Genomic DNA, 23,021 nt, shown 5'->3' on the forward strand with positions numbered 1-23,021 from the left:
CCAGTCATTGACTGGGGCTGCCATTCATTCACTCTTCCCCCTCCTCTACAAACACCACCCGGTTCCCGAACGGGTCCTTGATACTCATCTCCCGCGAGCCCCAAGGCGTTTGCTCAACCCCAGGCTTGGCATAACGATAGTCCTTGGCCTGCAATTGCTGCTGGTACGCATCCACTCCTTGCGCCTGGATCCGCACCGCGGCGCCCGGCGACGCATCGCCATGATGCTCGGACAAATGCAGCACGCATTCTCCCAGCGACACTTGCAGGTACAACGGAAAATTGGCCTCGAAGCGATGCTGCCAGTCGACGTTGAACCCCAGGAAATCGACATAGAATTCCAGCGCCTTGGCCTCGTCGAAAATTCGCAGGATGGGGGTGACTTTTCCTAAGTGCATGTGACTCTACAGGCATCGGGCAATCGCTGTGGGTGAACCGACACCCTAGCCCGGCAAGCGCGCAAAGTGAACCGGTTCAATACCGGGGAATTCTGCGGATCCTGCCGCTCGACAGTTGGTCATTGTCCACATGCACTTCATCGAACTTGTAGGAGTCGTCCGCAAACTCATCCAGATTGCCCGCCTTGCGCATCCGCTCAAGGGTGCCAGGTGCCACGCATTGACGCGCTTCGACGAACTGCGGATTGGCCTCGATATTTTCGTTGAACGAAACAACGGGAACGCCCCGGCTGTCGATTTCGTAAAGGTGGTACTTGCCCTCGAACTCTGTGTCGCCAAAGTGCATCGCCGCCGCTTTCGAGCGAGAGGCCACCACGACATTGCCCTCCATCATTTTTTCCGGACCGGAAAAGAAATTGGAGTCGCGAAAACCATCATCTTCCGGGTCGCCGCGCCGCTCTACGCGATCAGCCTTTTCGACGCGGTACAACTTGGGTATGTCGGTGCGCTCGATCATGCCGCGACTGTTGAAATACCCACCGGCAGGCAGCTTGACGCCGTCCTTGAACGGATTGACCTTGAGCACGCTGCTGTCGTCGTACGGTTCGTAATCCCCGGAGGACGTGGCATTGGAAGCCACCGAAGACGGCGACTCCTCATTGTCCGACAGTTCGTGTTCCGAGTCCTCGACTTTGGGTTTCTTCGCCGCAGGCGCGGCCTCCTCGACGATCTCATAACGGGGCTGCACCGAGGGACGCTTGGACCCCGCTTGCAGATAAATCTCCATGGAGGGGTCCCACGCAGGATTCAACGTGCCGCCCGGTGTTTCGGGCAACCGTGGAGGCTGGTTCGGACTCATCAGTACACCGATCTGCCCGTTCACGCGGCGATAGTTGAAAAAAGGCTTGTCCCCCGTCGTCGGTTGAGCGCCGGACTCGACAGCGGGGTCGGCCGTGGACGGACCAGCCTTGCCGAGGGCATGAAAAAAAGCCATGGTCGCAACATCCATCACCGCCGAATGCAGCCCGCTCTTGCGCTCGGCCTGGGTGTCACCCTCAACGGCCTGGTCGATTTCCATGCCGACCTGCGCCGTGTAAGAGGCGGCGCCAAGCGCCAGACCAATAGGCCCGAGCAAGGCCATGGGGATGGAGAATACGGCATTACCGGCTTGCAACAGGGCCAGTGCGTCGTCCTTGCGCACTTCGGCGTTGGATTTCATTTCGGTGTCGGCATCCTTGTCGATGCGCTGGCGTGTCTGGCTGGCCATGAAGGAAAATACGTCACCGCCGATGGGATAATTGCGGGTATTGATCACTCTGTCATTGGCAGCCTGGGTACCCGCCCCCAGCTTGGTCAGGGTAGCGTCCACGCCGTCGGCACTCAGGGCGCCGAACACGCCCTGCTGACGATCACGCAGCGAGAAATGTTCCTCCAGCGCCTTGGCTTTGGCGGGGTCCCTGCTTTGTTCGAGCACCCACTGGTCCAAGGCGGCCCGGTCCTTGAACGTCTGGATGGCGGGCTTTGCGCCGGGGACATACAGGGTTTCGGCGCCGCTTTTGGAGACGAAGCGCAGGATGTCATTGGACTGATAGCCATTGATGTCCAAGCCAAACACCTTGGTGTGCGGGTCCGGCGTGGTCTGCGTCTGCAACTGGGCCCTGGACACCGGCCCCTCGAGCGGCACACCTGATGCCGCCGCTTTCATCACCTCGGCATACGCCTGCGGACTCAGGCCCCGGCCGGGGTCTTGTTGATTGAGGGCACGCGCGGCACGGGCCTCCATCACGAACTGTTGCTTGGCCAGCACCCGCCATTCGTCGCCGTGCTGCGTCCAAAAACTGTCCAGCTTGGCCATCACTTTTTTCTGCAGGTCCCCCTCACGCACCAGGTTCAGCAACTCGCTGGGCTTCATGCGCAGTTGGTTGCCGGCGTCGTACCTGCCTTTTTCCGGGCCATCCAGGTACAGGCCATAGACGGCGTCCAGATCACGCCAGGTCTCCACGGCGGCGGGAACATCGTCATGGATTTTCGAGTAGAGGTAACCCGGCCCCGTCCGGTCGAGAATGAACTTGCCCAGCCGGCTGAAAAAATCCGGCACGCTTTCGCTGTCCAGCAATGAAAACGGGCTGGTGTTCGACGACACGAAATGCGCCAGCGCCTGAGCCTTGCCGGCCGTGCCGTAGCGTTCAGCCGAAAAAAAATCACTGGCCACGGCATCGGTCAGCGTCATGGATGATTCGGGAGTTCCGCGATGCTCCCAACCGGTCACGGCACTGCCGGTATGGGTACTGTTGGCAGGAGCAAACTGATGCAGGTAAACCTTGTCGGGGTCGATCCACTGATTCGTCAGGTTCCAGACTTTTTCCTGGATCCAGCCTTTGATCGTGTCGCGGGGAAAAGGGAACGCCGAGATCGCCTCGACGCTCTCATTCGCCGTTGCACCAGGCGCCGTGACGGTGGGCGGAATGACGGCATTGCCGGCCCGGTTGGCGAGCAGGCTGGGACTTACAGACTGAGTGTTCATGCAGGCTCTCCGTAACAAGACCCACACATGTTAGGGCGCCGCCCCTGGCAATCAATCGGCTTTTTGTAAGCGCTCATTGGCCATATTCAGACACGCTATCGGCCCGAGCACCGTCATACCGCCTCCCGCGCTCCGGTCTGAAACCCCCGGCGCAAATCACCGCTGCGCGCCAGAAAGCGCCCGGCCCGCTGTACGTTCGCCTGCCCTTCGCTGTAGCTCAAGACGCCGTTGATCCATACGCCCTCAATCCCTTCGGCCGCACGTTGAGGCGCCTTGAAATCGGCCATGTCACACACACGCGCAGGATCGAAGAGCACCAGGTCGGCCCAGAACCCCTCGTGAATTTCACCGCGTTGAGCCAGGCCGAAACGCGCCGCCGACAGCCCGGTCATCTTGTGTATCGCCGTGTGTAACGGGAACAATCCGACATCCCGACTGAAATGTCCCAACACCCGTGGGAATGCCCCCCACAGACGTGGATGCGGAAACGGATCTTCGGGCAACCCGTCAGAGCCGACCATGGTCAACGGGTGGGCAAGAATGCGTCGCACGTCCGCCTCATCCATGCCGTAATACACGGCCCCCGCCGGTTGCAGGCGGCGGGCGGCGTCCATCAGCGCAACGCCCCACTCTGCAGCAATGTCCTGCAGATCACGCCCGCCCATGTCAGGATGAGGTGTGGACCAGGTGATGGTGATGCGGAACGCGTCGGTGACCTGCTTGAGGTCCAGGGTCGACGAACTGGCCGCGTAGGGATAGCAGTCACAGCCCACCGGATGGGTTTTCGCTGCTGCCTCAAGCGACGCCAACAGGTGCGGGCTGCGCCCCCAGTTTCCCGCACCGGCGCACTTGAGGTGAGAAATAATCACCGGTGCCCTGGCATGTCGACCGATCAGGAATGCTTCGTCCATTGCGTCCAATACCGGTTCGAACTCACTGCGCAAATGCGTGGCGTACACCGCGCCATAAGCGGTCAGCTCTTCGCTCAGTTGCAGCACCTCATCGGTCTCTGCATTGAATGCGCTGGCGTAGGCAAGGCCGGTGGACAAGCCCAGGGCACCGGCATCGAGGCTCTCCTGCAACTGCATGCGCATGGCCGCGATTTCATGGGCCGTGGCCGTGCGGTGCAGGTCGTCCATATGATTGCTGCGCAGTGCCGTGTGGCCGATCAGCGCGGCGACATTGACCGCAGGCCGAGCGCGTTCTACCGCCGCGCGATAATCGACGAAGCGCGGGTAGGCGAAGGCTTCGGCATTGCCCAGCAGGTTCATCGGATCGGGTGGATTGCCCCGCAGGCTCACAGGTGAAGCGCTGATGCCACAGTTGCCGACAATCACCGTGGTCACGCCCTGGCTGAGCTTGGGCAGCATCTGCGGGTGGCGGATCACGACCGTGTCGTCATGGGTGTGCACATCGACAAAGCCCGGCGCCAGTACGTAGCCGGTGGCGTCAACCTCATGCACGGCCACCGCCGCCGACAGGTCGCCGATCGTCTCGATACGCCCGTCGCGCACGCCCACATCGGCGAGGTACCCAGGCGTGTTGCTGCCATCAATGATCAGCGCCTGGCGAATCAGCGTGTCGTACTTCATTTCAGTCTCCAAGCGGCAGGCTGTCGGGGCCGCCGCGATAGTCGTCCAGGGCCAGTTTGATGCGGCGCAGGCGTTCCTGATTGGCATCAGGCATGGCCAGGGCCAGCTCGGTGGCCAGCAGGTCGATGGCCAGCAGCATGCCGTAGCGCGCAGCCGTCGGTTTGTAGATAAAACTGGTTTCAGCCGGTTGCAGCGGCAGCAGCACATCGGCCAGCCCGGCCAGGGGGGAATCGGCCAAAGTGAGCGCGACAATGCGCGCATCGTAGTTGCGCGCCAACCTCACCACATCCAGCAACTCAGGCGTAAGGCCGGTCAGCGAGCAAACGATCAGCGCCTGCTCCGGCCCCAGGGTCGCGGCCGTCACGCGCATCATTACCGGGTCATGGCAGACCGCAATCGGATAGCCCAGGCGCACCAGCCGCACCTGCAACTCATCGCTGCCCAGGCTCGACGGGCCGCCCATACCGAACGCGTGAATCATCCGTGCCTTGCCCAACAGGCTCACCGCATCGACAAAGCTGTGTTGATTGAAGCCGGACAGATGCTGGCGCAGCGTGGCTTCGATATCACCGAGAATCTGCCGATGGAACGCCGACTGTTCCGGCAGCCCCGCCGGGTCCAGAAAGCGGCTGCCCACACCACTGGCCTGGGCCAGTTGCAGGCGCAGGTCACGCAAGTCGCGGCAACCGACACTGCGGGCAAAGCGCGACAAGGTGGCGGTACTCACCTCGGCCCGTTGCGACAGCGCTTCCAGACTGGCCGACGCTGCAAAGCCCACGTCGTCGAGCATCAGCCTGGCGATACGCCCTTCGCCGGCGCTGAAGGCGTCCTGGCGGGCACGGATCTGGTAGAGGATGTCCATCGCGGCTCCGGGTTACAAAAGGCAGGACAGACCATAGGTCAGACCGAAGGCCACCACCGAAATCAGGGTTTCCAGCACGGTCCAGGTCTTGAAGGTCTGGATCACGGTCATATTGAAGTATTCCTTGATCAGCCAGAAGCCGCCGTCGTTGACGTGGGAAAAGATCACCGAACCGGCGCCGGTCGCCAATACCAGCAATTCAGGGTGTGGATAACCCATGCCCAGAGCGACCGGGGCCACTACACCGGACGCCGTGGTCATCGCCACCGTGGCCGAGCCCGTGGCGATCCGCATCAGCGCAGCGAACAACCAGCCCATCACCAGCGGTGACAGCTGGAACGCATGGGCCAGGCCAAGAATTTCATGAGTGACGCCGGCGTCCACCAGGATGCGGTTCAAGCCACCGCCCGCCCCTACCAGCAGCGTGATGCTTGCCGTGGGCGCCAGGCATTCGTTGGTGAACTTGAGGATCGACTCACGGTTGAAGCCCTGGGCCAGGCCCAGCGTCCAGAAACTCACCAGGGTCGCCACCAGCAGCGCGATCACCGAGTTGCCGATAAATAACAGGAACTGGTTGAAGCCGGTGCCAGGCGTGGACATCACATTGGCCCAACCGCCGATCATCATCAGCACTACCGGCAACAGGATAGTGCCCATGGTCAGCGCGAAGCTCGGCAGACGGGTACGCGGTTCGCGCTCGATGAATTGGCGTTCCAGCGGGTTTTGCGCCGGCAAGTGAATGTGCGGCACGATGAATTTAGCGTAGACCGGGCCAGCGATGATCGCCGTGGGAATACCGATCAGGATCGCGTACAGCACGGTCTGCCCCACCGAAGCGTTATACGCCAGCACCGCCATCATCGCCGCCGGGTGCGGCGGCACCAGCGCATGCACCACCGACAGCCCGGCGACCATCGGCAGGCCGACCATCAGGATCGACACGCCCACGCGCCGTGCCACGGTGAAGGCGATCGGCACCAGCAATACAAAGCCCACCTCGAAAAACAGCGGCAGCCCCACCAGAAACGCGATGCAGACCATGGCCCAGTGGGCATTGCGCTCGCCGAAACGGTTGATCAACGTACGTGCCACCTGCTCCGCGCCACCGGACTCGGCCATCATCTTGCCGAGCATGGTGCCCAGCGCTACCACCAGGGCGATATGCCCCAGGGTTTTGCCGACGCCCGCTTCGTAAGAACCCATGATGGTGTCCGCGGGCATCCCGGCCATCAGCGCCAGGCCAATGGACACCAGGGTGATGACGATAAACGGGTTAAGACGATAACGTGCGATCAGCACGATCAAAGCAATGATGGCGATGGCTGCGTATGCCAATAGCCCGAAGCCCGATGATGCGGCCATGCGGTACTCCTCGGAAAGGGTCACGTCGAATTGGTTGTGAAACTCATAAATCATTACCGAGGTGAATTTTCAATTTTTATGAAAGTAATTACCGCTCAGGGATAAGTGCTGTCGCCGTGGGATATGCCCGACGCGGCCGCATGAAAATTCAGGGGGTGTTCTTACATGACCTTCAGATAAAGGCTGGAAACTCAACGAGCGCGGTCGAGTCATACACTGCACATCCATTGATGCCAGGACAAACACTGATGATTCGCACCACACTCGCCGTCGGCGCCCTGCTTCTGGCCGCAGGCGGCACTGCCGCCGCCGCCGACAACCCGGCGCTGACAAAATGCATGGACGGCGCCCAGACCACCGCCGATATGGTCGGCTGCAATGTCAAGCAAGCCAAGGTGCAGGATGCGCGGCTAAACAAGGCTTACAAGACTGCGCTGGCTGCCCAGGAAGGCAACCGCAAGCAGCAACTGCAGGATCTGCAGCGCCTGTGGATCAAATACCGTGACGCCAATTGCGCCTTCGCCGGCAGCGCCACCGGCGGCACCATCGATCAGGTCAACGGTTCCGGCTGCGTGCTGGACATGACCCAGACCCGCGCCCAGGAACTCGAAGACCTGGTCGGGCCCTAGGCTCGCGCAGGTCAGTCGTGCTGAACCCTGGCGCGCTTGAGCAGCTTCTTGCAGCGCTCCGACAAGTGCAGCACGCGCAAATGCTTGCCAGCTTTGCTGTAGCGCTCGCGCAGGGTCATCAGCGCGGCAATCGCTGAATAGTCGACAAAGCTCAGGTGACGACAATCGAGCGTGACCTGGGCCGGGTCGTTGGCCGGGTCGAATTGATTCAGGAACGGCGTGGTCGAGGCAAAGAACAAGGTGCCGTGCAGGCGATACAGTTTGCTGCCGTCGGCTTCCAGGTGCTCATCGGCATACAGCTCACGCGCCTGCTGCCAGGCAAAATTCAGCGCGGCGATGACGATACCGCACAACACAGCGGTCGCCAGGTCGGTGAACACGGTGATGACCGTCACCGCGATGATCACCAGCACGTCATTGAGCGGCACCTTGTTGATTACCCGCAACGACGCCCAGGCGAACGTCTGCTGGGACACCACGAACATCACTCCCACCAGCGCCGCCAGCGGAATCCGCTCGATCAGCGGCGACAGAAACAGAATGAACAGCAGGATCATCACCCCGGCAAACACCCCGGAGAAACGCCCGCGCCCACCGGAACTGAGGTTGATCACGGTTTGCCCGATCATCGCGCAGCCGCCCATGCCGCCGAACAGGCCCGAGACCATATTCGCAGCGCCCAGGGCCACGCTTTCGCGGTCGGGGTAGCCACGGGTTTCGGTGATTTCGTCGGTGAGGTTGAGGGTCAGCAGGGTTTCCAGCAGGCCGACCATTGCCATCAGGAATGCATAGGGCGCGATGATGCCTAGGGTTTCCAGGGTCCAGGGGATCTGCGGCAGCGCGAAGGTCGGCAGGCCGCCGGCGATGTGCGCCATATCGCCAAGGGTGCGGGTGGGCAGGCCGAGCAGGTACACGGCCAGGCCCACGCCGAGGATCGCCACCAGCGCCGGCGGCACGGCGCGGGTCAGGCGTGGCAGCAGGTAGACGATGGCCATGGTGACCGCCACCAGCGCGACCATCACGTACAGCGCTGTACCGCTGAGCCAGGTCTCGCCACGTTTGAAGTGTTCCAACTGCGCCAGCGCAATGATAATCGCCAGGCCGTTGACGAACCCCAGCATCACCGGGTGCGGCACCATGCGCACCAGCTTGCCCAGGCGCAACAGGCCGAACGCGACCATGATCAAGCCGCCCAGCAACACGGTCGCGAGCAGATACTCCACGCCGTGTTGCACCACCAGCGCCACGATCACCACCGCCATGGAACCGGCCGCACCGGACACCATGCCGGGCCGGCCGCCGAACAACGCGGTGAGGGTGCAGAGGATGAAGGCACCGTAGAGCCCCATCAACGGGTTGAGATGGGCCACCAGGGCGAAGGCGATGCATTCGGGCAGCAATGCAAATGACGTGGTGAGGCCGGCCAGGGCGTCGGCGCGCAGACGGGAGAGGTTCATGGAATACCAGGGAGTTGCGGGAGATGAGGCGGGGAATGGTACGGAATTGAGCGGGGTGGGGCTAGCCTTCGGGACCGAGGCGCGCCAATCGGGGGCAAGCCCCCTCCCACATTTGACCGAGTACATCCAAGGGGGGCGGGGGCTCTCACATTTGACCGCGTACATCCGGTGCGACGCGGTCTAGTGTGGGAGGGGGCTTGCCCCCGATAGCTTCACCTCGGTATCAAGCGGACATCACACCATCTCGTTGCGTATCCACTCCACCACCGATGTACGCTTGGGCGCCCAGCCCAGCCGTTCACGGGCATGCTTGCCGCGCACTCGGCTGTTGGAGCCCAGGCCGTAGTTGGCCATCTCATACCCCCACTCGGCTTCAGCCTCGGCCAAGGGCCAGTCCTGCGGCGCGTCCAGGTTCAGCGCTTGGGCAATCGCAGTAGTCATGTCGATAAAGGCCGCTTCGCCGCTTTCCACGAAGTAGAACGTGCCGGGCACATTCCTGGTCAGCGCCAGCAGGTACAGCGCGACCACGTCTTCGATATGCACGTTGGACCAGATGTTCTGCCCCGGCCCTACATGGCGCACCACGCCACTCTTGCGCGCCTGCTTGAGCAAGCGCGGCAATTGCACGCTGTCGCGCTTCACGCCCAGGCTGTGACCTTAGATCAGGGTGTTACAGATCACCGCCGAATTCACACCCTCTCTGGCCGCGGCCAGGATCAGGTTATCGATGGCCACCCGAGCGGCCTTGTCGGCGGTCGGCTCCGGCAGAGTGTCCTCGAAGTAAATGACATCACTGGCCTTGCCGCCCGACGCGTCGCCGACGATGCTCGAACCGCTGGTGTGCAGGAAGGGCTTGTTGGAACCGTTCAACGCGGCCAGCAGGGTTTCGACGGCGGCGCGATGGTCGCTGCTGGCGGCATTGATCACCGCATCGGCGTGCTGCGCCTGCTCGGTCAATACGGCGGCGTCATCGAGGGTGCCGATCACTGGGGTGATGCCCAGTGCGGTCATTTCAGCGGCTTGCTCGGCGCTGCGCACCAGACCGGTGACGGCGTGCCCGGCCTTGACCAGACCGGTGGCGATGGAGCCGCCGATAAAACCGGCTGCGCCGGTAACGAATACATTCATGGAGAGTGCTCCTGACTGGGTAAGTGATGGGCCCAGTATCAGGCAGCCCCTGGCGTCGAATAACCCCGTGTTGACCAATTCACTCTTGCGCAGCAGTCACGAATCAGCGGGCATAACGCGCCAGCTTGGCCTGGATAAAATCCAGGAAGCACTGGATACGCAACGCCAGTTGCGAGTTGCGGTAGTACACCGCATGGATCGGCTGGCGATAGCCGTTGTTGGACGTTTCCAGGAGTGGCACCAGGCGACCGGCCTCGATGTCTTCGTGGGTCATGAAGTTGGAGAGGCAGCAAATGCCCTGCCCCTCCAATGCCAGATGACGCACGGTTTCACCGCTGGACGCGGCGATGCCCGGCCGGATCAGCCAGCGGTCGCCTTCGGCATGGCGCAGCGGCCAGTGGTTGAGGGTGTCGGTGTGGCTGAACCCCAGCAACGTATGCTCGGCCAATTCCGCGACGGTGGTCGGCGTGCCATGCTGCTGGAGGTAGTCGGCGCTGGCCAGGATGTGCAGTGGCGTGCTGCCCAGGGCGCGGGCATGCAGGGTGGAGTCGGCCAGGGTGCCGATTCGAATGGCGATGTCGGTACTTTGCTCCAGCAGGTCGATGATCAAGTCGTCGCTGTTCAGCTCCAATTGGATGTCCGGGTACAGCCCACGAAACTCGCCGATGTACGGCATGATCCCGTGCAGCATGAACGGCACCGCCGCATTGATGCGCAGCCGCCCGGCCGGTTTTTTCCGGCGTGACGACAGTCGTTCTTCCAGCGCTTGCATTTGCGCCAGGATCACCTTGGCCTGCTCAAGGAAGTACCGGCCCTCCTCGGTCAGGTCCATGCGCCGCGTGGTCCGGTTGATCAGGGTGGTGTCGAGCTTGGCCTCCAGGCGCGACAAGGTGCGGCTGACCGCCGACGGCGTCTGCCCGACCTGCTCGGCGGCGGCGGAAATCGAGCCGCACTCGATCACGCTGACAAAGATCTGTAGTTCATCGGATCGGGCTTTCACGGGCGGTCCTGGTTATCGGCTCGGACTCATTATTGACCACTCAGCAACAAATGGCCTCCCAATAGCGCCATGCCGCTGAAAAATCCCCGCTTGAACCACAGCGCACTGATGCGCTGGCGCACCACCTGGCCCAACCACATCCCCAGCAACGCCGGCACCAGCGCCAACAACGATGCGCCGATTTCACCGCCACCGAGCGCGCCGCGCCAGGCCAGCCCGCCGGCCAACGCCAGGGTCGACACGCTGAACGACAGCCCCAGCGCCTGCACCAACTGGTCGCGATTCAAGCCTAACGCTTGCAGGTATGGCACCGCAGGAACCACGAACACGCCGGTGGCCGCCGTGATGATGCCGGTGATCACCCCGCACAACGGGCCCAGCCAGCGCTCGGTTCGGGGGGCTACCCTGAAGGCCGGCAGAAATAAGCCGCTCAGCGCATACGCCAGCAGCGCCGCACCCAACGCGCGCACCACCCACGGCCCACCGTCCATGCCCAGCCACAGCGTGCCCAGCCCGGCGCCCAGGACAATCATCAGCAACATCGGCCACAGGCGCTTGAGCAAGGTACCCAGGTGCCCCCCCAATGCCAGTTGCCAGAGGTTGGTGACCGTCGAAGGGATGATCAATAACGCCGCAGCCTGTGCCGGCAGCATAGCCAGGCCGAGCATGCCCATGGCCACGGTGGGCAGGCCGAGGCCGATCACGCCCTTGACCGTACCGGCCAGCAGGAACGTGCCGACAACCAACAGCGTCAGGGCTGGGCCAAGGTTTTGATAGAACGTCAGGAAAGTCATCATGCCCGGAGTGTGCGGTTTTACCGAACGGTTGAACATTCGCCATATACTGAGGCAGCCTCTTGTTTTGAATGAGGCTGAGGAAATCTTGAGCCATGCACTTTGATCTGATCGACCTGCGCCTCTACCTGCACATCCTCGACACCGGCAACATCACCGCCGGTGCCGCCCGCAGCCATTTGTCCCTGGCCGCCGCCAGCGCGCGCATTCGGGCGATGGAAGCCTCAATGGGCATCGAACTGCTGGAGCGTGGCCGCCGTGGCGTCACGCCGACACCTGCCGGCAAAGCCCTGGGCCGCCACGCCCGCCTGCTGCTGCAACAGGCCGAACATCTGCAACAAGACCTGGCGGAATACGCCAACGGCGTCAAAGGCCAGGTGCGCCTGCTGTGCAATACCACCGCGCTGAGCGAATACCTGCCGGAACTGCTGGCGGACTTTCTGCGCAAACACCCCAACCTCGATATCGACTTGCAGGAGTTGCCCAGCCTGCGCATTATCCAGGCCCTGCGCCAAGGCACGGCGGACCTGGGAATTATCTCCGATGCAGTGGATACCCACGGCTTGCAGACACTGGCATTTCGCGACGACCCGCTGATGCTGATCATGCCCTTCGACCATCCGCTGAAGACCGCGAATTTCATCGACAGTCTGCAATACGACTACGTTGGCCTGGCAGCCAATAGCGCGCTGGCGGTGTATCTGGAGGAACAGGCCCTGCACGCAGGCTATCGCCTGCAAACGCGCATTCGCGCCGAGGGTTTCGATGGGGTGATTCGCATGGTGGCCCGAGGCGCGGGCCTGGGCATCGTGCCCCAGGCCGCTCTGGACCGTTGGCCGCAGGAAGACCGCATCAAGGCCCAGCCGCTCAAGGAACAATGGGCCTGCCGCCGATTGTTGCTCTGCGCGCGCTCATTCGAACACCTGCCGGGTTATGCCAGGGCCTTGTTCGATGCCTTGGCCCTGCCCTTGCGGAAAAACCCGTAATACACCGCACTCAGGATCAGCAGGAACGGCACGCCAAACACCAGGGTCATCCTGAACGCGTCAGTGAAATACGTGGTGATCATCACCGCACCCATCAGCACCAGCCCCAGCAGTGTGCTGTATGGAAACAGGAGCAGCTCGAAGGACAGCTTCGGCCCGCCATGGCGCTTGCGGTAGCGCCGGAAAAACAGGTGCGTTAGGAAGATCATGAACCAGGTGAAGATCGCCCCGAACATCGAGATCGCCATCATCAGCGTGAACGAACTGTCCGGGTACACCACGTTGAGCAGGGTCGCCAACGCGATACCGGAACTGGACAGCAGCAACGCATTGAGCGGGATGCCGCTTTTGCTCAATGCACCCATGGACCTGGGCGCAAAGCCCGCGCGGGACAGGCTGAACATCATGCGCGTGGTGATGTAGAGTTGGCTGTTCATCGCCGACAGCGCCGCAATCAGAATCACGAAGTTCATCACCCCGGTGGCGCCGGGAATGCCGAGGGTCTGCATCACCGTGACGAACGGGCTCTGGGCCTGACCGGCCTGGTTCCACGGCACGATGGCGAGCATCAGCGCCAGGGTCAGCAGGTAGAACACCACCAGACGCACAATCGTCGCGCGAAAGGCTTTCTTCACCGCCCGCTCCGGGTCGGCCGCTTCACCGGCAGCCACCGCGATCATCTCCACACTCAAGTAGCTGAAGATCGACACGATCACCGCGATCCACATGCCGCTCAACCCATGGGGAAAAAATCCCTCATGGGCGGTGTAGTTCTGCACGCCATACGCCGGGTTGCCCGAGCCGAACACCACGTACACGGCCAGGATAATGAAGCCGACGATGGCGCTGATCTTGATGGTGGAAAACCAGTATTCGAAGTTGCCGAACGTCTTCACGCTGATCGCATTGAGCAGAATCAACACGCTGGAGAACGACACGATCCACACCCACTCCGGCACGTTGGCGAACCAGTACTTCATGTACATCGCCACCGCCGTCACCTCGGCCCCGACGGCCAGCACAATCGCCGCCCAGTAGGCATAACGCACCAGGAACCCGGCCAGCGGGCTGATATAAAACTCGGCGTAGGCACCAAAGGAGCCGGAGGTGGAATGGGCCACCGTCATCTCCGCCAGGCACCCCATCAGGATCAAGGTGATCAACGCACCGATGGCGTAACTGAGCAATACGCTGGGCCCGGCATAGCCAATGGCGTAGGCGCTGCCCATGAACAGCCCGGTACCAATGGCGCCACCGATGGCGATCATGCTCATTTGACCGGAAGTAAGCTGGCGCCTGAGCCCCAGTTCGCGGTGGGTGATTTCTGCAAAGCCGTTGTCTTCTGGCGTGGTCACGTGGCGTGCCCCTTTTATTATTGTGTTTGCACAGTTTGAATATTGACGTGGATCCCCTGTGGGAGGGCTTGCCCCCGATAGCGGTGGATCAGTGAAAGGTAAAGCCCTGACACACTGCTATCGGGGGCAAGCCCCCTCCCACATTGGTTTTGTGGTGCTCTTAAGTAACGCTGTTACGCACCTTGAATTGCGGCTGATCCCAAGTGCTGTTGTCGAGAATGTCACCGAGGATTTCCACCGCATCCCAGACTTCGGTGAAGCGGGTGTACAGCGGGGTAAAACCGAACCGCATGATGCGCGGCTCACGGTAGTCACCGATCACGCCCCGGGCGATCAGCGCCTGGATCACCGCGTAACCTTCAGGGTGTTCGAAACTCACATGGCTGCCGCGCCTGGCATGTTCACGCGGGGTGATCAGTTGCAAGCCATGGACGGCGCAGCGTGCTTCGACCCGCTCGATAAACAGATCGGTCAATGCCAGGGATTTAGCGCGCAGGCTGGCCATATCGGTCTGTTCAAATATCGCCAGCCCGCATTCCACCATGGCCAGCGAGGTGATCGGCTGGGTGCCGCACAGGTAGCGGGCGATGCCGGCACTCGGCGCGTAGCTCGATTGCATCGCGAACTGGCGGGTATGCCCGAACCAGCCCGACAGCGGCTGGCGCACCAGGTCCACCAACGCCGGGCTGACCCAAACGAATGCCTGGGAGCCCGGGCCGCCATTGAGGTATTTGTAAGTGCAGCCAATCGCATAATCGGCCCCGGCCGCGTGCAGGTCGATGGGCACCGCGCCGGCCGAATGCGCCAGGTCCCAGAGGCTCAACGCGCCGCACTCGTGAGTCAAGGCGGTGAGTGCGTGCATGTCATACATATAGCCGGTCTTGTAGTTGACATGGGTGAGCATCACCACGGCTACGTCCTCGTCGATGGCGTTGGGCAATTCGTCCGGGCTGTTGACCAGGCGCAGGGCGTAACCCTGTTGCAGCAGCTCGGCAAGGCCCTCGGCGATGTACAGGTCGGTGGGAAAGTTGCTCGCCTCGCTGACGATTACCTTGCGCGCCGGCGCACGCTGGCGTTGTACGCTCAGCGCCGCGCTGAGCACCTTGAACAGGTTGATTGACGTGGTATCGGTAACCGCTACTTCGCCCTCGCCGGCGCCGATCAGCGGGGCCAGGCGATTGCCCAGACGCAGGGACAGGTCCGCCCAACCGGCGCTGTTCCAGCTGCGAATCAGGCCATTGCCCCATTCTTCGGCGATCACCTGTTGCGCCCGCGCCAACGCCGCCCGCGGACGTGCGCCGAGGGAATTGCCGTCAAGGTAGATGACGCCCTCGGGCAAGGCGAACTGATCGCGCAACGGCGCCAGCGGGTCCTGGGCGTCGAGGGCTTGGCAATGGCTTCGGGTGGTCATGGTCTGTCCTGGTTTTTATAAGGGAGGATGGACCAAATAATGAACGAACTTTTAGAGAATTTTCGTGCAAAGTGGTAGGTGAAGCGCTATTTAAGCTGTAGGAAATTCGAATTTAATTCCCAAACACGCGGATTTATTCAAACCATGATTCTTGACGCCACCGACCTGCGCCTCCTGCATTTCCTGCAACAGGATGGGCGTATCAGCAACCAGGAACTGGCGGAAAAAGTCGCGCTGTCGCCCTCGGCCTGCCTGCGCCGTTTGCGCCTGCTGGAAAGCGAAGGCGTGATCAGCGGCTATCGGGCGGTGCTCAATGCCGAGCAGTTGGGCATTGAGCTTGAGGCCATCGTGCATCTGTCCTTGCGCCAGGATGTGGAAGACTGGCACGAGACATTCATCAAGAAAGTGCAGGGTTGGCCGGAGGTGGCCAGTGCCTATGTGATCACCGGCGCCAGCAACTATGTGCTGCGGGTGCAGGCGCGCAACCTCAAGCATTTTTCGGACTTTATCGTGAACCACCTGAACCGCACGGCGGGGGTGATGGATATACGTTCGGAGATTGTGCTGCAGAAGATCAAGGATCGGGATGAGGTGCTGGATCTGGTGGTCCGCAAATAGCACCTGCAACGCCATTCAAATGTGGGAGGGGGCTTGCCCCCGATTGCAGTGGGTCAGTTACCTGTTTACTGACTGATCCACCGCTATCGGGGGCAAGCCCCCTCCCACATTTTTTGACAGCGTTGATCAGTCTTCCAGGGCTCGCACGCGTTGCATGCGTTTTTGCTCTACCGGCGCATCAGCCACCTGCAACTCGAAGTCAAAATCAATCTGCGCAAACCGCCCCTGTACGCCGAACTCCTGTGCCAGTTGCGGATCGTCACTGAAGCGGATTTCGGCAATCAATTCATCCCGTGTGGCATAGGCAAAATCATCATGCAGGTACGGGTCGTCCGACAGGTTGATCTGGGTGGTCAGGTGCCGATGGCCAGGCGTCGAGATGAAGAAGTGAATGTGCGCCGGACGCTGCCCGTGGCGCCCCAACTGATCGAGCAACTGCTGGGTCGGACCGGTCGGCGGGCAGCCGTAGCCGGACGGCACGATGCTGCGAAAACGATAGTTGCCCTGCTCGTCGGTCTCGATACGTCGGCGCAGGTTGAACTCCGATTGCGTCGGGTCAAACCACGAGTACGTGCCGCCGGTGTTGGCCTGCCACACATCCACAATCGCCCCTGCCAACGGCTTGCCCTGGGTATCGCGCACCTGCCCGCGCATGAACAGCGGCACGGCATCATCGTTGCCATCATCCAGGCGCGCTTCGTATCTGCACAGCGGTGCACCGGCCACATACAGCGGGCCTTCGATGGTGCGCGGCGTGCCGCCGGATTTGCCGGCCTCGATGTCGGCGGCGTCCATCAACAGGTCCAGATAATGCTCCAGGCCCAACCCGGCGGCGAGCAGACCGGCTTCCTGGGTTTTACCCAATTCGTTGAGGTAGTTGACCGCCTTCCAGAACTCTTGCGGGGTCACTTCCAGGTCTTCGATGATGTTCACGGTGTCGCGCAGGATCCGATAGATCAACGCCTTGGTGCGCGGGTTGCCGCCTTCGCTGCGGTGACCGCTGGCTTCTTCGAGAAACTGCTGGGCGTGGGCGGTCTGGGACAGTCGGATGGACATGGTGCAATCCTCATCTTGTAATTATTGGGTGCGAAACAGGCTCAGCGGTCGTCGGCGTGGATCGACGACGGGTGCCGGCACAGCGCATTCACTTCGATGGCCATATAGGGGAACAACGGCAGCTGCATCAGCAGGTCGTGCAGCGCCTGCACGCTCTCGACATCGAACACGCTGTAGTTGGCGTAGTGCCCGGCGATGCGCCACAGGTGGCGCCATTTACCTTGTTGTTGCAGGCGCTGCGCCAGAGCCTTCTCCTCGGCCTTGAGACTGGCGGCGCGTTCGGCGGGCATGTCGAGCGGCAGGTTCACGGTCATCTTTACGTGGAACAACATGGCAGGCGCCTCTTAGTGGTTGTCACGCCGCAGGAACGCCAGGCGCTCTTCGTCGATTGCCAGGCCCAGGCCCGGTGCGGTGGAAACATGCAGGTGGAAATCACGGTACACAGGCGGCTCGGTGAGGATGTCTTCGGTGAGCAGCAACGGCCCGAACAGTTCGGTGCCCCACGCCAGCGTGTTCAGCGTAAGAAAGGCGTGTGCCGAAGCCAGGGTGCCGATGCCGCCTTCGAGCATGGTGCCGCCGTAGAGGCTGATGCCGGCCGCTTCGGCAATCGCCGCCGTACGCAACACCGCACGCGGGCCACCGTTCTTGGCGATTTTCAGGGCAAATACCGAGGCCGCGCCTTCGCGGGCCAGGTTGAACGCGTCCTCGACGCACTCGATGGATTCGTCGGCCATGATCGGCGCCGGGCTCGACAGGTTCAGCCGCGCCATGCCGCCGCGGTTATGGCGCGAGATCGGCTGTTCGATCAGGTCGATCCCGTTGTCCGCCAGCACCCGGCAGGCGCGCAGGGCCACGGCCTCGTCCCAGGCCTGGTTGACGTCGACCCGCACACTGGCGCGGTCACCCAGCGCGCGCTTGATCGCTATCACATGGGCCAGGTCACGGTCGACCTCACCGGCGCCGATTTTCAATTTGAAGAGGCGATGGCGGCGCAGGTCGAGCATCTTCTCGGCCTCGCCGATGTCCTGGGCGGTGTTGCCGCTGGCCAGGGTCCAGGCCACCGGCAAGGCGTCGCGCACACGGCCGCCGAGCAGTTCGCTGACCGGCAGGTTCAGGCGCTTGCCAAGGGCGTCGAGCAGCGCGCTCTCGATGCCCGATTTGGCAAAGGTATTGCCGCGAATGCTGCGCTCCAGACGCAACATGGCGGCGTTGATATTGCTCGCGTCCTGGCCGATCAGCAGCGGCGCGAAGTGCTGGTCAATGTTGACCTTGATGCTCTCGGGGCTTTCGTTGCCATAACTCAGGCCGCCGATGGTGGTGGCTTCACCGATGCCTTCGATGCCATCGGCGCAACGCAGGCGGATGATTACCAGGGTCTGGTGTTGCATCGTATGCATCGCCAACGTGTGCGGGCGAATGGTGGGAAGGTCGACGATGATGGTGTCGATCGACACGATGGGGCAAATCGGCATGGCAATACCCGTTGGGTTCTTTATAGGTCTGCGTCGATTCTGGTCTGCATGATTGACAGGTTCCAATATAGAATTGGTCTGGTTCGATACCTTGAAGGTATTAAAGGAGCTGATATGGAACTGCGTCACCTGCGCTATTTCCAGGTACTGGGACAGACCCTCAACTTCACCCGCGCCGCCGAACGCCTGCACATCGCCCAGCCGCCGTTGAGTCGGCAGATCCAGCAATTGGAAGACGAATTGGGCGTGGTGTTGCTGGAGCGCGGCCGCCCGCTGCGGCTGACCGAGGCCGGGCGATTTTTCTATGAACACGCCAATGTGCTGCTGGAACAGCTGGGTAAAGCCTGCGACAACACCCGGCGCATCGGCCTGGGTCAGAAGACCTGGCTGGGCATCGGTTTTGCGCCGTCGACCTTGTACGGCGTGCTGCCGGAATTGATTCGGCGTCTGCGCAACCATGAGGCGCTGGAGCTGGAATTGGGATTGTCGGAGATGACCACCTTGCAGCAGGTCGAGGCGCTCAAGGCCGGACGCATCGATGTGGGTTTCGGGCGGATCCGCATCGACGACCCGGCCATTGTCCAGCGCGTCCTGGTGCAGGACCGGCTGGTGGCGGTGTTGCCCAGCGATCATCCGTTGCTGGGCGCCCCCGCCACCCTCGCCCAGTTGGCCGCCGAACCCTTTGTGCTGTACCCCGGCAATCCGCGCCCCAGTTATGCCGACCATGTCATCGCCTTGTTCGACGCCCACGGCTTGAGCCTCAAGGTGGCGCAGTGGACCAACGAGTTGCAGACCGCCATCGGCCTGGTGGGCGCAGGCATGGGCGTGACACTGGTACCGGCGTCGGTGCAGGTGCTGCACCGGGCGGATATTGGCTACACGCCGGTCGTGGAAACCACCGCGACCTCGCCGATCATTCTCAGCCGGCGGGTGAATGACCAGTCGCCGGGGCTCAGTCATTGCCTGCAATTGGTTGAAGAGTTGATCTGAAACCTTCCATACACTGCAATTCCAATGTGGGAGGGGGCTTGCCCCCGATTGCTGTGGCTCAGTCAATGAATGTGTTGACTGATACCCTGCTATCGGGGGCAAGCCCCCTCCCACATGTTGATCTCCATTGGATTCAAATACTGCGCAGGCGCTTGCGCTGCAGGGTTTGGCTGGGGGATTCATCGAACAGCTTGCGATACTCCGCCGAAAACCGCCCCAGATGGGTAAAGCCCCAACCCAGGGCGATCTCGGAGATGGTTCGTGTGGCGCCAAGCTCAAGAAGCTCCTGGCGCACGGCGCTCAGCCGGTACTTCTTCAGATAAGCCATCGGCGACAGCGCAAAATATTTGCGAAAGGCATCGAACAGCTTGAACCGCGACACTCCGGCAGCCGCTTCCAGGTCTTCCAGGTGTACGGCTTCGCGGGCGTTAGCGTGAATGTACTGGCATGCACGGATCAAATAGTGGGGCAGTTTCACGCCCAGTACGTCGCGCAGCTCTTCGGAATAATTGTTCGGCTGGGCCAGGATCAGCCCCTTGATCAACGAGCTTTCCAGATCACGGGTAAACGCGGCCTGCTCATACAACTCACTGCCGTGTTCCAGTTCGGCAATGACGTAACGCGCCATGCGCCACCACGACGCCGAAGCGCCGTCCACCGCGTCCATTACCGACTCAAAGCGCAACGGCGCCTCGATGGGGCGCTGTAGCAAATTCTCCAGTGACTCACTCATCGCCGCCCGCGTAATCACCACCTGCAACTTGCGGCAGTCGCCGGAAATCGCCAGCACCTGGTGCTCGTTGGGCGAGATGATGACGCCCTGGTCGCGGTTGGAGCTGAGCCGTTCGCCGTTTTTACTCAACTCCTGCTCGCCCACCAGGGGCAGGCTCAGGCTGTAACTGCTGAAGTGCTCGGCATCTTCGATATCGATGGTCACATCAGTGCCGTATTCGATCACACCCAGGGTGGTCGCGCGGGACTTGAACATGTTGGCGCTGTGGTGAAAACGCAGGCGTTCGGGCGTGGCGGTGGCCAGGCGATGGGGCCCGCAGATGCCGGACATCCAGCTACGCGCGCCTTCCAGGTCGAAGCGTTGAATCGTTTGGCTGCTCATCGGGTGCACCCACGGCGGTTAGGCGTTTGCGCGCTCTGACGGCGCGTTGTCAGGGTTGGACAGCAAGTAATGCGCCATGCTGGCGAAATTGCCACCAGGTGGATAGCAACCGCCGACTAAGTGGATAAGACGCCAGCTTTTCAGGCCGTTGCCCCGCCAGACAGTAGCGCATCCCGTCACCGCCGCGCACCGGGTTGGGTATTTGCTGCCCAATTATCCGGCCTGCCTTCCCCCATTAAGCGGATAGCCCGCGCCCTGCCCCGCTGCCTCTAATGTTCCACCGATTAGCCCTGATCAAAAAGGTGCCTGCCATGAGTGGTGCAAGAAACGTCGAACAGTGGAAAACCTTTATCGACAGTTGCCTGGACTTTCGCCCGGCGGATGAGGTGTTCCGCATCGCCCGCGACATGTTCACCGAGCCCGAACTGTTCGATCTGGAGATGGAACTGATCTTCGAAAAGAACTGGATCTACGCCTGCCACGAAAGCGAATTGGCCAATCACCACGACTTCGTGACGATGCGCGCCGGGCGCCAGCCGATGATCATCACCCGCGACGGCGAAGGCCGGCTCAACGCGCTGATCAATGCCTGCCAGCATCGCGGCACCACCCTCACCCGCGTGGGCAAGGGCAACCAGTCCACGTTCACTTGCCCGTTCCACGCCTGGTGCTACAAGAGCGATGGCCGGTTGGTGAAGGTCAAGGCGCCGGGTGAATACCCGGAAGGTTTCGACAAAGCCACCCGCGGCCTGAAAAAGGCGCGCATCGACAGCTACAAGGGCTTTGTATTCATCAGCCTCGACGTGAACGGCACCGACAGCCTGGAAGACTTCCTCGGTGACGCCAAAGTGTTCTTCGACATGATGGTGGCGCAGTCGGCCACCGGCGAACTGGAGGTGCTGCCGGGCAAGTCCGCCTACACCTACGACGGCAACTGGAAACTGCAGAACGAAAACGGCCTGGACGGTTATCACGTCAGCACCGTGCACTACAACTACGTGGCCACGGTGCAGCATCGCCAGCAGGTCAATAGCGAAAATGGCGCAAGTGCCGGCACTACCCTGGACTACAGCAAGCTCGGCGCCGGCGACGCCAACACCGACGACGGCTGGTTTGCCTTCAACAACGGCCACAGTCTGCTGTTCAGCGACATGCCCAACCCCAGCGTGCGCTCCGGCTACGCCACCATCATGCCGCGCCTGGTGGCCGAACACGGCCAGCAGAAAGCCGAATGGATGATGCACCGCCTGCGCAACCTGAATATCTACCCCAGCCTGTTCTTTCTCGACCAGATCAGTTCCCAACTGCGCATCATCCGCCCACTGGCGTGGAACAAGACCGAGATCATCAGCCAGTGCCTGGGGGTGAAGAACGAGTCCGACGCCGACCGCGAGAACCGTATTCGCCAGTTCGAGGATTTCTTTAACGTCTCGGGCATGGGCACGCCGGATGACCTGGTGGAGTTTCGCGAGGCCCAGCGCGGTTTCCAGGGTCGGCTGGAGCGCTGGAGCGATATCTCACGCGGCAGTCATCGCTGGGCGACCGGGCCGACGCCGAACAGCGAAGCCATCGGTATCCAGCCCGCCATGACCGGCACCGAATTCACCCACGAAGGTTTGTACGTCAACCAGCACCGCAACTGGCAGCGGTTTTTGCTCAAGGGCCTGGACCGGCAGGCACTGCAACTGCGGGAGGTGAAGTGATGAATGCCCAGTTGCAGTACCGGATCGAACAATTCTTCTACCGTAAATCCGAACTGTGCGACGCCCAGGACTGGGATGCCTATGTGCAATTGTTCGACCCACTGAGTGAATTCCATCTGCCGCAATGGGACTCGGAACACGTCTACACCCAGGACCCCAAGCGCGAAATGTCGTTGATCTATTACGCCAACCGCTCGGGGCTGGAGGACCGCGTCTTCCGCCTGCGCACCGGCAAGGCAGCCTCGGCCACACCCATGCCGCGCACGCTGCACTTGATCAATAACGTGCGCATTGCCGAACAGGCCGACGGCACGCTGGAGGTAAAGCTGAACTGGCACACCCTGTTCTATCGGCTGGCGACGTCCGAGCAGTTTTATGGGCACGCGACCTACCGTCTCAAGCCTGCGGGCGACAGCTGGCTGATCACCCGCAAGCATGCGCTGCTGCTCAACGACACCATCAACTCGGTGCTGGACTTCTACCACCTATGACGGTGGCGCATTCCCCTGTAGGAGCGAGCTTGCTCGCGAAAAACTCAAGTACACCGCGTGCATCCAGGCTGCCGGCGTCA

At 61.7% G+C, this 23,021-nt stretch carries 20 protein-coding genes and 1 pseudogene; 6 read left to right on the forward strand and 15 right to left on the reverse strand.

Annotation, left to right across the window (positions count from 1 at the left end; all coding sequences use genetic code 11):
• Positions 1 to 28 precede the first annotated feature (28 nt).
• The 5 genes from MRY17_RS21600 to MRY17_RS21620 all read right to left on the reverse strand — a co-directional run bounded on the left by MRY17_RS21600 (position 29) and on the right by MRY17_RS21620 (position 6,791).
• Positions 29 to 397: a glyoxalase superfamily protein gene (locus MRY17_RS21600; RefSeq protein ID WP_181282382.1), complete on the reverse strand. Its 369-nt coding sequence runs from the start codon at positions 395 to 397 to the stop codon at positions 29 to 31.
• A gap of 76 nt (positions 398 to 473) precedes the next feature.
• The gene (locus tag MRY17_RS21605) at positions 474 to 2,921 is read right to left on the reverse strand and encodes a dermonecrotic toxin domain-containing protein (RefSeq protein WP_243352825.1); all 2,448 of its coding nucleotides are present in this window, start codon (positions 2,919 to 2,921) and stop codon (positions 474 to 476) included.
• Between the two features lie 113 nt (positions 2,922 to 3,034).
• On the reverse strand, positions 3,035 to 4,513 hold the full coding sequence (locus MRY17_RS21610) for an N-acyl-D-amino-acid deacylase family protein (protein ID WP_191953401.1): 1,479 nt from the start codon (positions 4,511 to 4,513) through the stop codon (positions 3,035 to 3,037).
• Between the two features lies 1 nt (position 4,514).
• On the reverse strand, positions 4,515 to 5,375 hold the full coding sequence (locus tag MRY17_RS21615) for a MurR/RpiR family transcriptional regulator (RefSeq protein ID WP_191956640.1): 861 nt from the start codon (positions 5,373 to 5,375) through the stop codon (positions 4,515 to 4,517).
• Positions 5,376 to 5,387: 12 nt separating this feature from the next.
• Positions 5,388 to 6,791 carry a gluconate:H+ symporter gene (locus MRY17_RS21620; RefSeq protein WP_181282386.1) on the reverse strand — a complete coding sequence of 468 codons (1,404 nt, stop codon included), beginning with the start codon at positions 6,789 to 6,791 and terminating at the stop codon, positions 5,388 to 5,390.
• 194 nt (positions 6,792 to 6,985) lie between these two features.
• Between MRY17_RS21620 and MRY17_RS21625 the strand changes: the two genes are divergently transcribed.
• Positions 6,986 to 7,366, forward strand: coding sequence for a lysozyme inhibitor LprI family protein (locus MRY17_RS21625; RefSeq protein WP_124424969.1), 381 nt, complete (start codon positions 6,986 to 6,988; stop codon positions 7,364 to 7,366).
• Between the two features lie 11 nt (positions 7,367 to 7,377).
• Here the strand turns inward: MRY17_RS21625 and MRY17_RS21630 are convergent, their stop codons facing one another.
• From MRY17_RS21630 to MRY17_RS21645, 4 genes and pseudogenes are all read right to left on the reverse strand, one after another.
• The gene (locus tag MRY17_RS21630; protein ID WP_243352826.1) at positions 7,378 to 8,823 is read right to left on the reverse strand and encodes a SulP family inorganic anion transporter; all 1,446 of its coding nucleotides are present in this window, start codon (positions 8,821 to 8,823) and stop codon (positions 7,378 to 7,380) included.
• Between the two features lie 234 nt (positions 8,824 to 9,057).
• A pseudogene (locus MRY17_RS21635) lies at positions 9,058 to 9,951 on the reverse strand (NAD-dependent epimerase/dehydratase family protein).
• 103 nt (positions 9,952 to 10,054) lie between these two features.
• A complete protein-coding gene (locus MRY17_RS21640) occupies positions 10,055 to 10,951 on the reverse strand; it encodes a LysR family transcriptional regulator (protein WP_243352827.1) in 897 nt (298 codons plus the stop codon).
• Positions 10,952 to 10,980: 29 nt separating this feature from the next.
• Positions 10,981 to 11,748: a sulfite exporter TauE/SafE family protein gene (locus MRY17_RS21645; protein ID WP_181282406.1), complete on the reverse strand. Its 768-nt coding sequence runs from the start codon at positions 11,746 to 11,748 to the stop codon at positions 10,981 to 10,983.
• A gap of 92 nt (positions 11,749 to 11,840) precedes the next feature.
• Between MRY17_RS21645 and MRY17_RS21650 the strand changes: the two genes are divergently transcribed.
• Positions 11,841 to 12,731 (forward strand): LysR substrate-binding domain-containing protein, encoded by an 891-nt coding sequence (locus MRY17_RS21650; RefSeq protein WP_243352828.1) that lies wholly within the window; start codon positions 11,841 to 11,843, stop codon positions 12,729 to 12,731.
• Here the strand turns inward: MRY17_RS21650 and MRY17_RS21655 are convergent.
• Positions 12,677 to 14,086 carry an amino acid permease gene (locus MRY17_RS21655; RefSeq protein ID WP_243352829.1) on the reverse strand — a complete coding sequence of 470 codons (1,410 nt, stop codon included), beginning with the start codon at positions 14,084 to 14,086 and terminating at the stop codon, positions 12,677 to 12,679. The two genes, MRY17_RS21650 and MRY17_RS21655, sit on opposite strands and share 55 nt — an antisense overlap.
• A gap of 160 nt (positions 14,087 to 14,246) precedes the next feature.
• On the reverse strand, positions 14,247 to 15,497 hold the full coding sequence (gene kynU / locus MRY17_RS21660) for a kynureninase (protein WP_243352830.1): 1,251 nt from the start codon (positions 15,495 to 15,497) through the stop codon (positions 14,247 to 14,249).
• 144 nt (positions 15,498 to 15,641) lie between these two features.
• Between kynU and MRY17_RS21665 the strand changes: the two genes are divergently transcribed.
• Positions 15,642 to 16,115 carry an Lrp/AsnC family transcriptional regulator gene (locus MRY17_RS21665; protein WP_017531067.1) on the forward strand — a complete coding sequence of 158 codons (474 nt, stop codon included), beginning with the start codon at positions 15,642 to 15,644 and terminating at the stop codon, positions 16,113 to 16,115.
• A 126-nt stretch (positions 16,116 to 16,241) separates the two neighbouring features.
• Here MRY17_RS21665 and catA read toward each other — a convergent pair whose 3' ends face one another.
• From catA to MRY17_RS21680, 3 genes are read right to left on the reverse strand one after another with little or no spacing between them, the layout of a single operon-like run.
• A complete protein-coding gene (catA, locus tag MRY17_RS21670; RefSeq protein ID WP_243352831.1) occupies positions 16,242 to 17,171 on the reverse strand; it encodes a catechol 1,2-dioxygenase in 930 nt (309 codons plus the stop codon).
• 41 nt (positions 17,172 to 17,212) lie between these two features.
• On the reverse strand, positions 17,213 to 17,503 hold the full coding sequence (gene catC / locus MRY17_RS21675) for a muconolactone Delta-isomerase (protein ID WP_104504725.1): 291 nt from the start codon (positions 17,501 to 17,503) through the stop codon (positions 17,213 to 17,215).
• A gap of 12 nt (positions 17,504 to 17,515) precedes the next feature.
• Positions 17,516 to 18,643 (reverse strand): muconate cycloisomerase family protein, encoded by a 1,128-nt coding sequence (locus MRY17_RS21680; protein WP_243352832.1) that lies wholly within the window; start codon positions 18,641 to 18,643, stop codon positions 17,516 to 17,518.
• A gap of 114 nt (positions 18,644 to 18,757) precedes the next feature.
• Here MRY17_RS21680 and MRY17_RS21685 point away from each other — a divergent pair, with 114 nt between their 5' ends.
• On the forward strand, positions 18,758 to 19,633 hold the full coding sequence (locus tag MRY17_RS21685) for a LysR family transcriptional regulator (protein WP_243352833.1): 876 nt from the start codon (positions 18,758 to 18,760) through the stop codon (positions 19,631 to 19,633).
• A 133-nt stretch (positions 19,634 to 19,766) separates the two neighbouring features.
• Here the strand turns inward: MRY17_RS21685 and MRY17_RS21690 are convergent, their stop codons facing one another.
• Positions 19,767 to 20,747 (reverse strand): AraC family transcriptional regulator, encoded by a 981-nt coding sequence (locus tag MRY17_RS21690; RefSeq protein WP_243352834.1) that lies wholly within the window; start codon positions 20,745 to 20,747, stop codon positions 19,767 to 19,769.
• A 311-nt stretch (positions 20,748 to 21,058) separates the two neighbouring features.
• Between MRY17_RS21690 and antA the strand changes: the two genes are divergently transcribed.
• Together antA and antB are read left to right on the forward strand one after the other, a co-directional pair.
• On the forward strand, positions 21,059 to 22,450 hold the full coding sequence (gene antA / locus MRY17_RS21695; RefSeq protein ID WP_243352835.1) for an anthranilate 1,2-dioxygenase large subunit: 1,392 nt from the start codon (positions 21,059 to 21,061) through the stop codon (positions 22,448 to 22,450).
• A complete protein-coding gene (gene antB / locus MRY17_RS21700) occupies positions 22,450 to 22,941 on the forward strand; it encodes an anthranilate 1,2-dioxygenase small subunit (protein ID WP_124424984.1) in 492 nt (163 codons plus the stop codon). The genes antA and antB overlap by 1 nt, the downstream gene beginning before the upstream one ends.
• Positions 22,942 to 23,021 lie beyond the last annotated feature (80 nt).

This window comes from Pseudomonas orientalis, from assembly GCF_022807995.1.
Lineage (GTDB): Bacteria > Pseudomonadota > Gammaproteobacteria > Pseudomonadales > Pseudomonadaceae > Aquipseudomonas > Aquipseudomonas orientalis_B.

Bases quoted from the DNA above. Each gene is read 5' to 3' on its own strand.
- MRY17_RS21630 (WP_243352826.1), bottom strand. From the start codon at position 8,823: ATGAACCTCTCCCGTCTGCGCGCCGACGCCCTGGCCGGCCTCACCACG.
- MRY17_RS21685 (WP_243352833.1), top strand. From the start codon at position 18,758: ATGGAACTGCGTCACCTGCGCTATTTCCAGGTACTGGGACAGACCCTC.
- MRY17_RS21680 (WP_243352832.1), bottom strand. From the start codon at position 18,643: ATGCCGATTTGCCCCATCGTGTCGATCGACACCATCATCGTCGACCTT.
- antB (WP_124424984.1), top strand. From the start codon at position 22,450: ATGAATGCCCAGTTGCAGTACCGGATCGAACAATTCTTCTACCGTAAA.
- MRY17_RS21650 (WP_243352828.1), top strand. From the start codon at position 11,841: ATGCACTTTGATCTGATCGACCTGCGCCTCTACCTGCACATCCTCGAC.
- MRY17_RS21665 (WP_017531067.1), top strand. From the start codon at position 15,642: ATGATTCTTGACGCCACCGACCTGCGCCTCCTGCATTTCCTGCAACAG.
- MRY17_RS21625 (WP_124424969.1), top strand. From the start codon at position 6,986: ATGATTCGCACCACACTCGCCGTCGGCGCCCTGCTTCTGGCCGCAGGC.
- catA (WP_243352831.1), bottom strand. From the start codon at position 17,171: ATGTCCATCCGACTGTCCCAGACCGCCCACGCCCAGCAGTTTCTCGAA.
- catC (WP_104504725.1), bottom strand. From the start codon at position 17,503: ATGTTGTTCCACGTAAAGATGACCGTGAACCTGCCGCTCGACATGCCC.
- MRY17_RS21610 (WP_191953401.1), bottom strand. From the start codon at position 4,513: ATGAAGTACGACACGCTGATTCGCCAGGCGCTGATCATTGATGGCAGC.
- MRY17_RS21690 (WP_243352834.1), bottom strand. From the start codon at position 20,747: ATGAGCAGCCAAACGATTCAACGCTTCGACCTGGAAGGCGCGCGTAGC.
- kynU (WP_243352830.1), bottom strand. From the start codon at position 15,497: ATGACCACCCGAAGCCATTGCCAAGCCCTCGACGCCCAGGACCCGCTG.
- MRY17_RS21600 (WP_181282382.1), bottom strand. From the start codon at position 397: ATGCACTTAGGAAAAGTCACCCCCATCCTGCGAATTTTCGACGAGGCC.
- MRY17_RS21620 (WP_181282386.1), bottom strand. From the start codon at position 6,791: ATGATTTATGAGTTTCACAACCAATTCGACGTGACCCTTTCCGAGGAG.
- antA (WP_243352835.1), top strand. From the start codon at position 21,059: ATGAGTGGTGCAAGAAACGTCGAACAGTGGAAAACCTTTATCGACAGT.
- MRY17_RS21615 (WP_191956640.1), bottom strand. From the start codon at position 5,375: ATGGACATCCTCTACCAGATCCGTGCCCGCCAGGACGCCTTCAGCGCC.
- MRY17_RS21645 (WP_181282406.1), bottom strand. From the start codon at position 11,748: ATGATGACTTTCCTGACGTTCTATCAAAACCTTGGCCCAGCCCTGACG.
- MRY17_RS21605 (WP_243352825.1), bottom strand. From the start codon at position 2,921: ATGAACACTCAGTCTGTAAGTCCCAGCCTGCTCGCCAACCGGGCCGGC.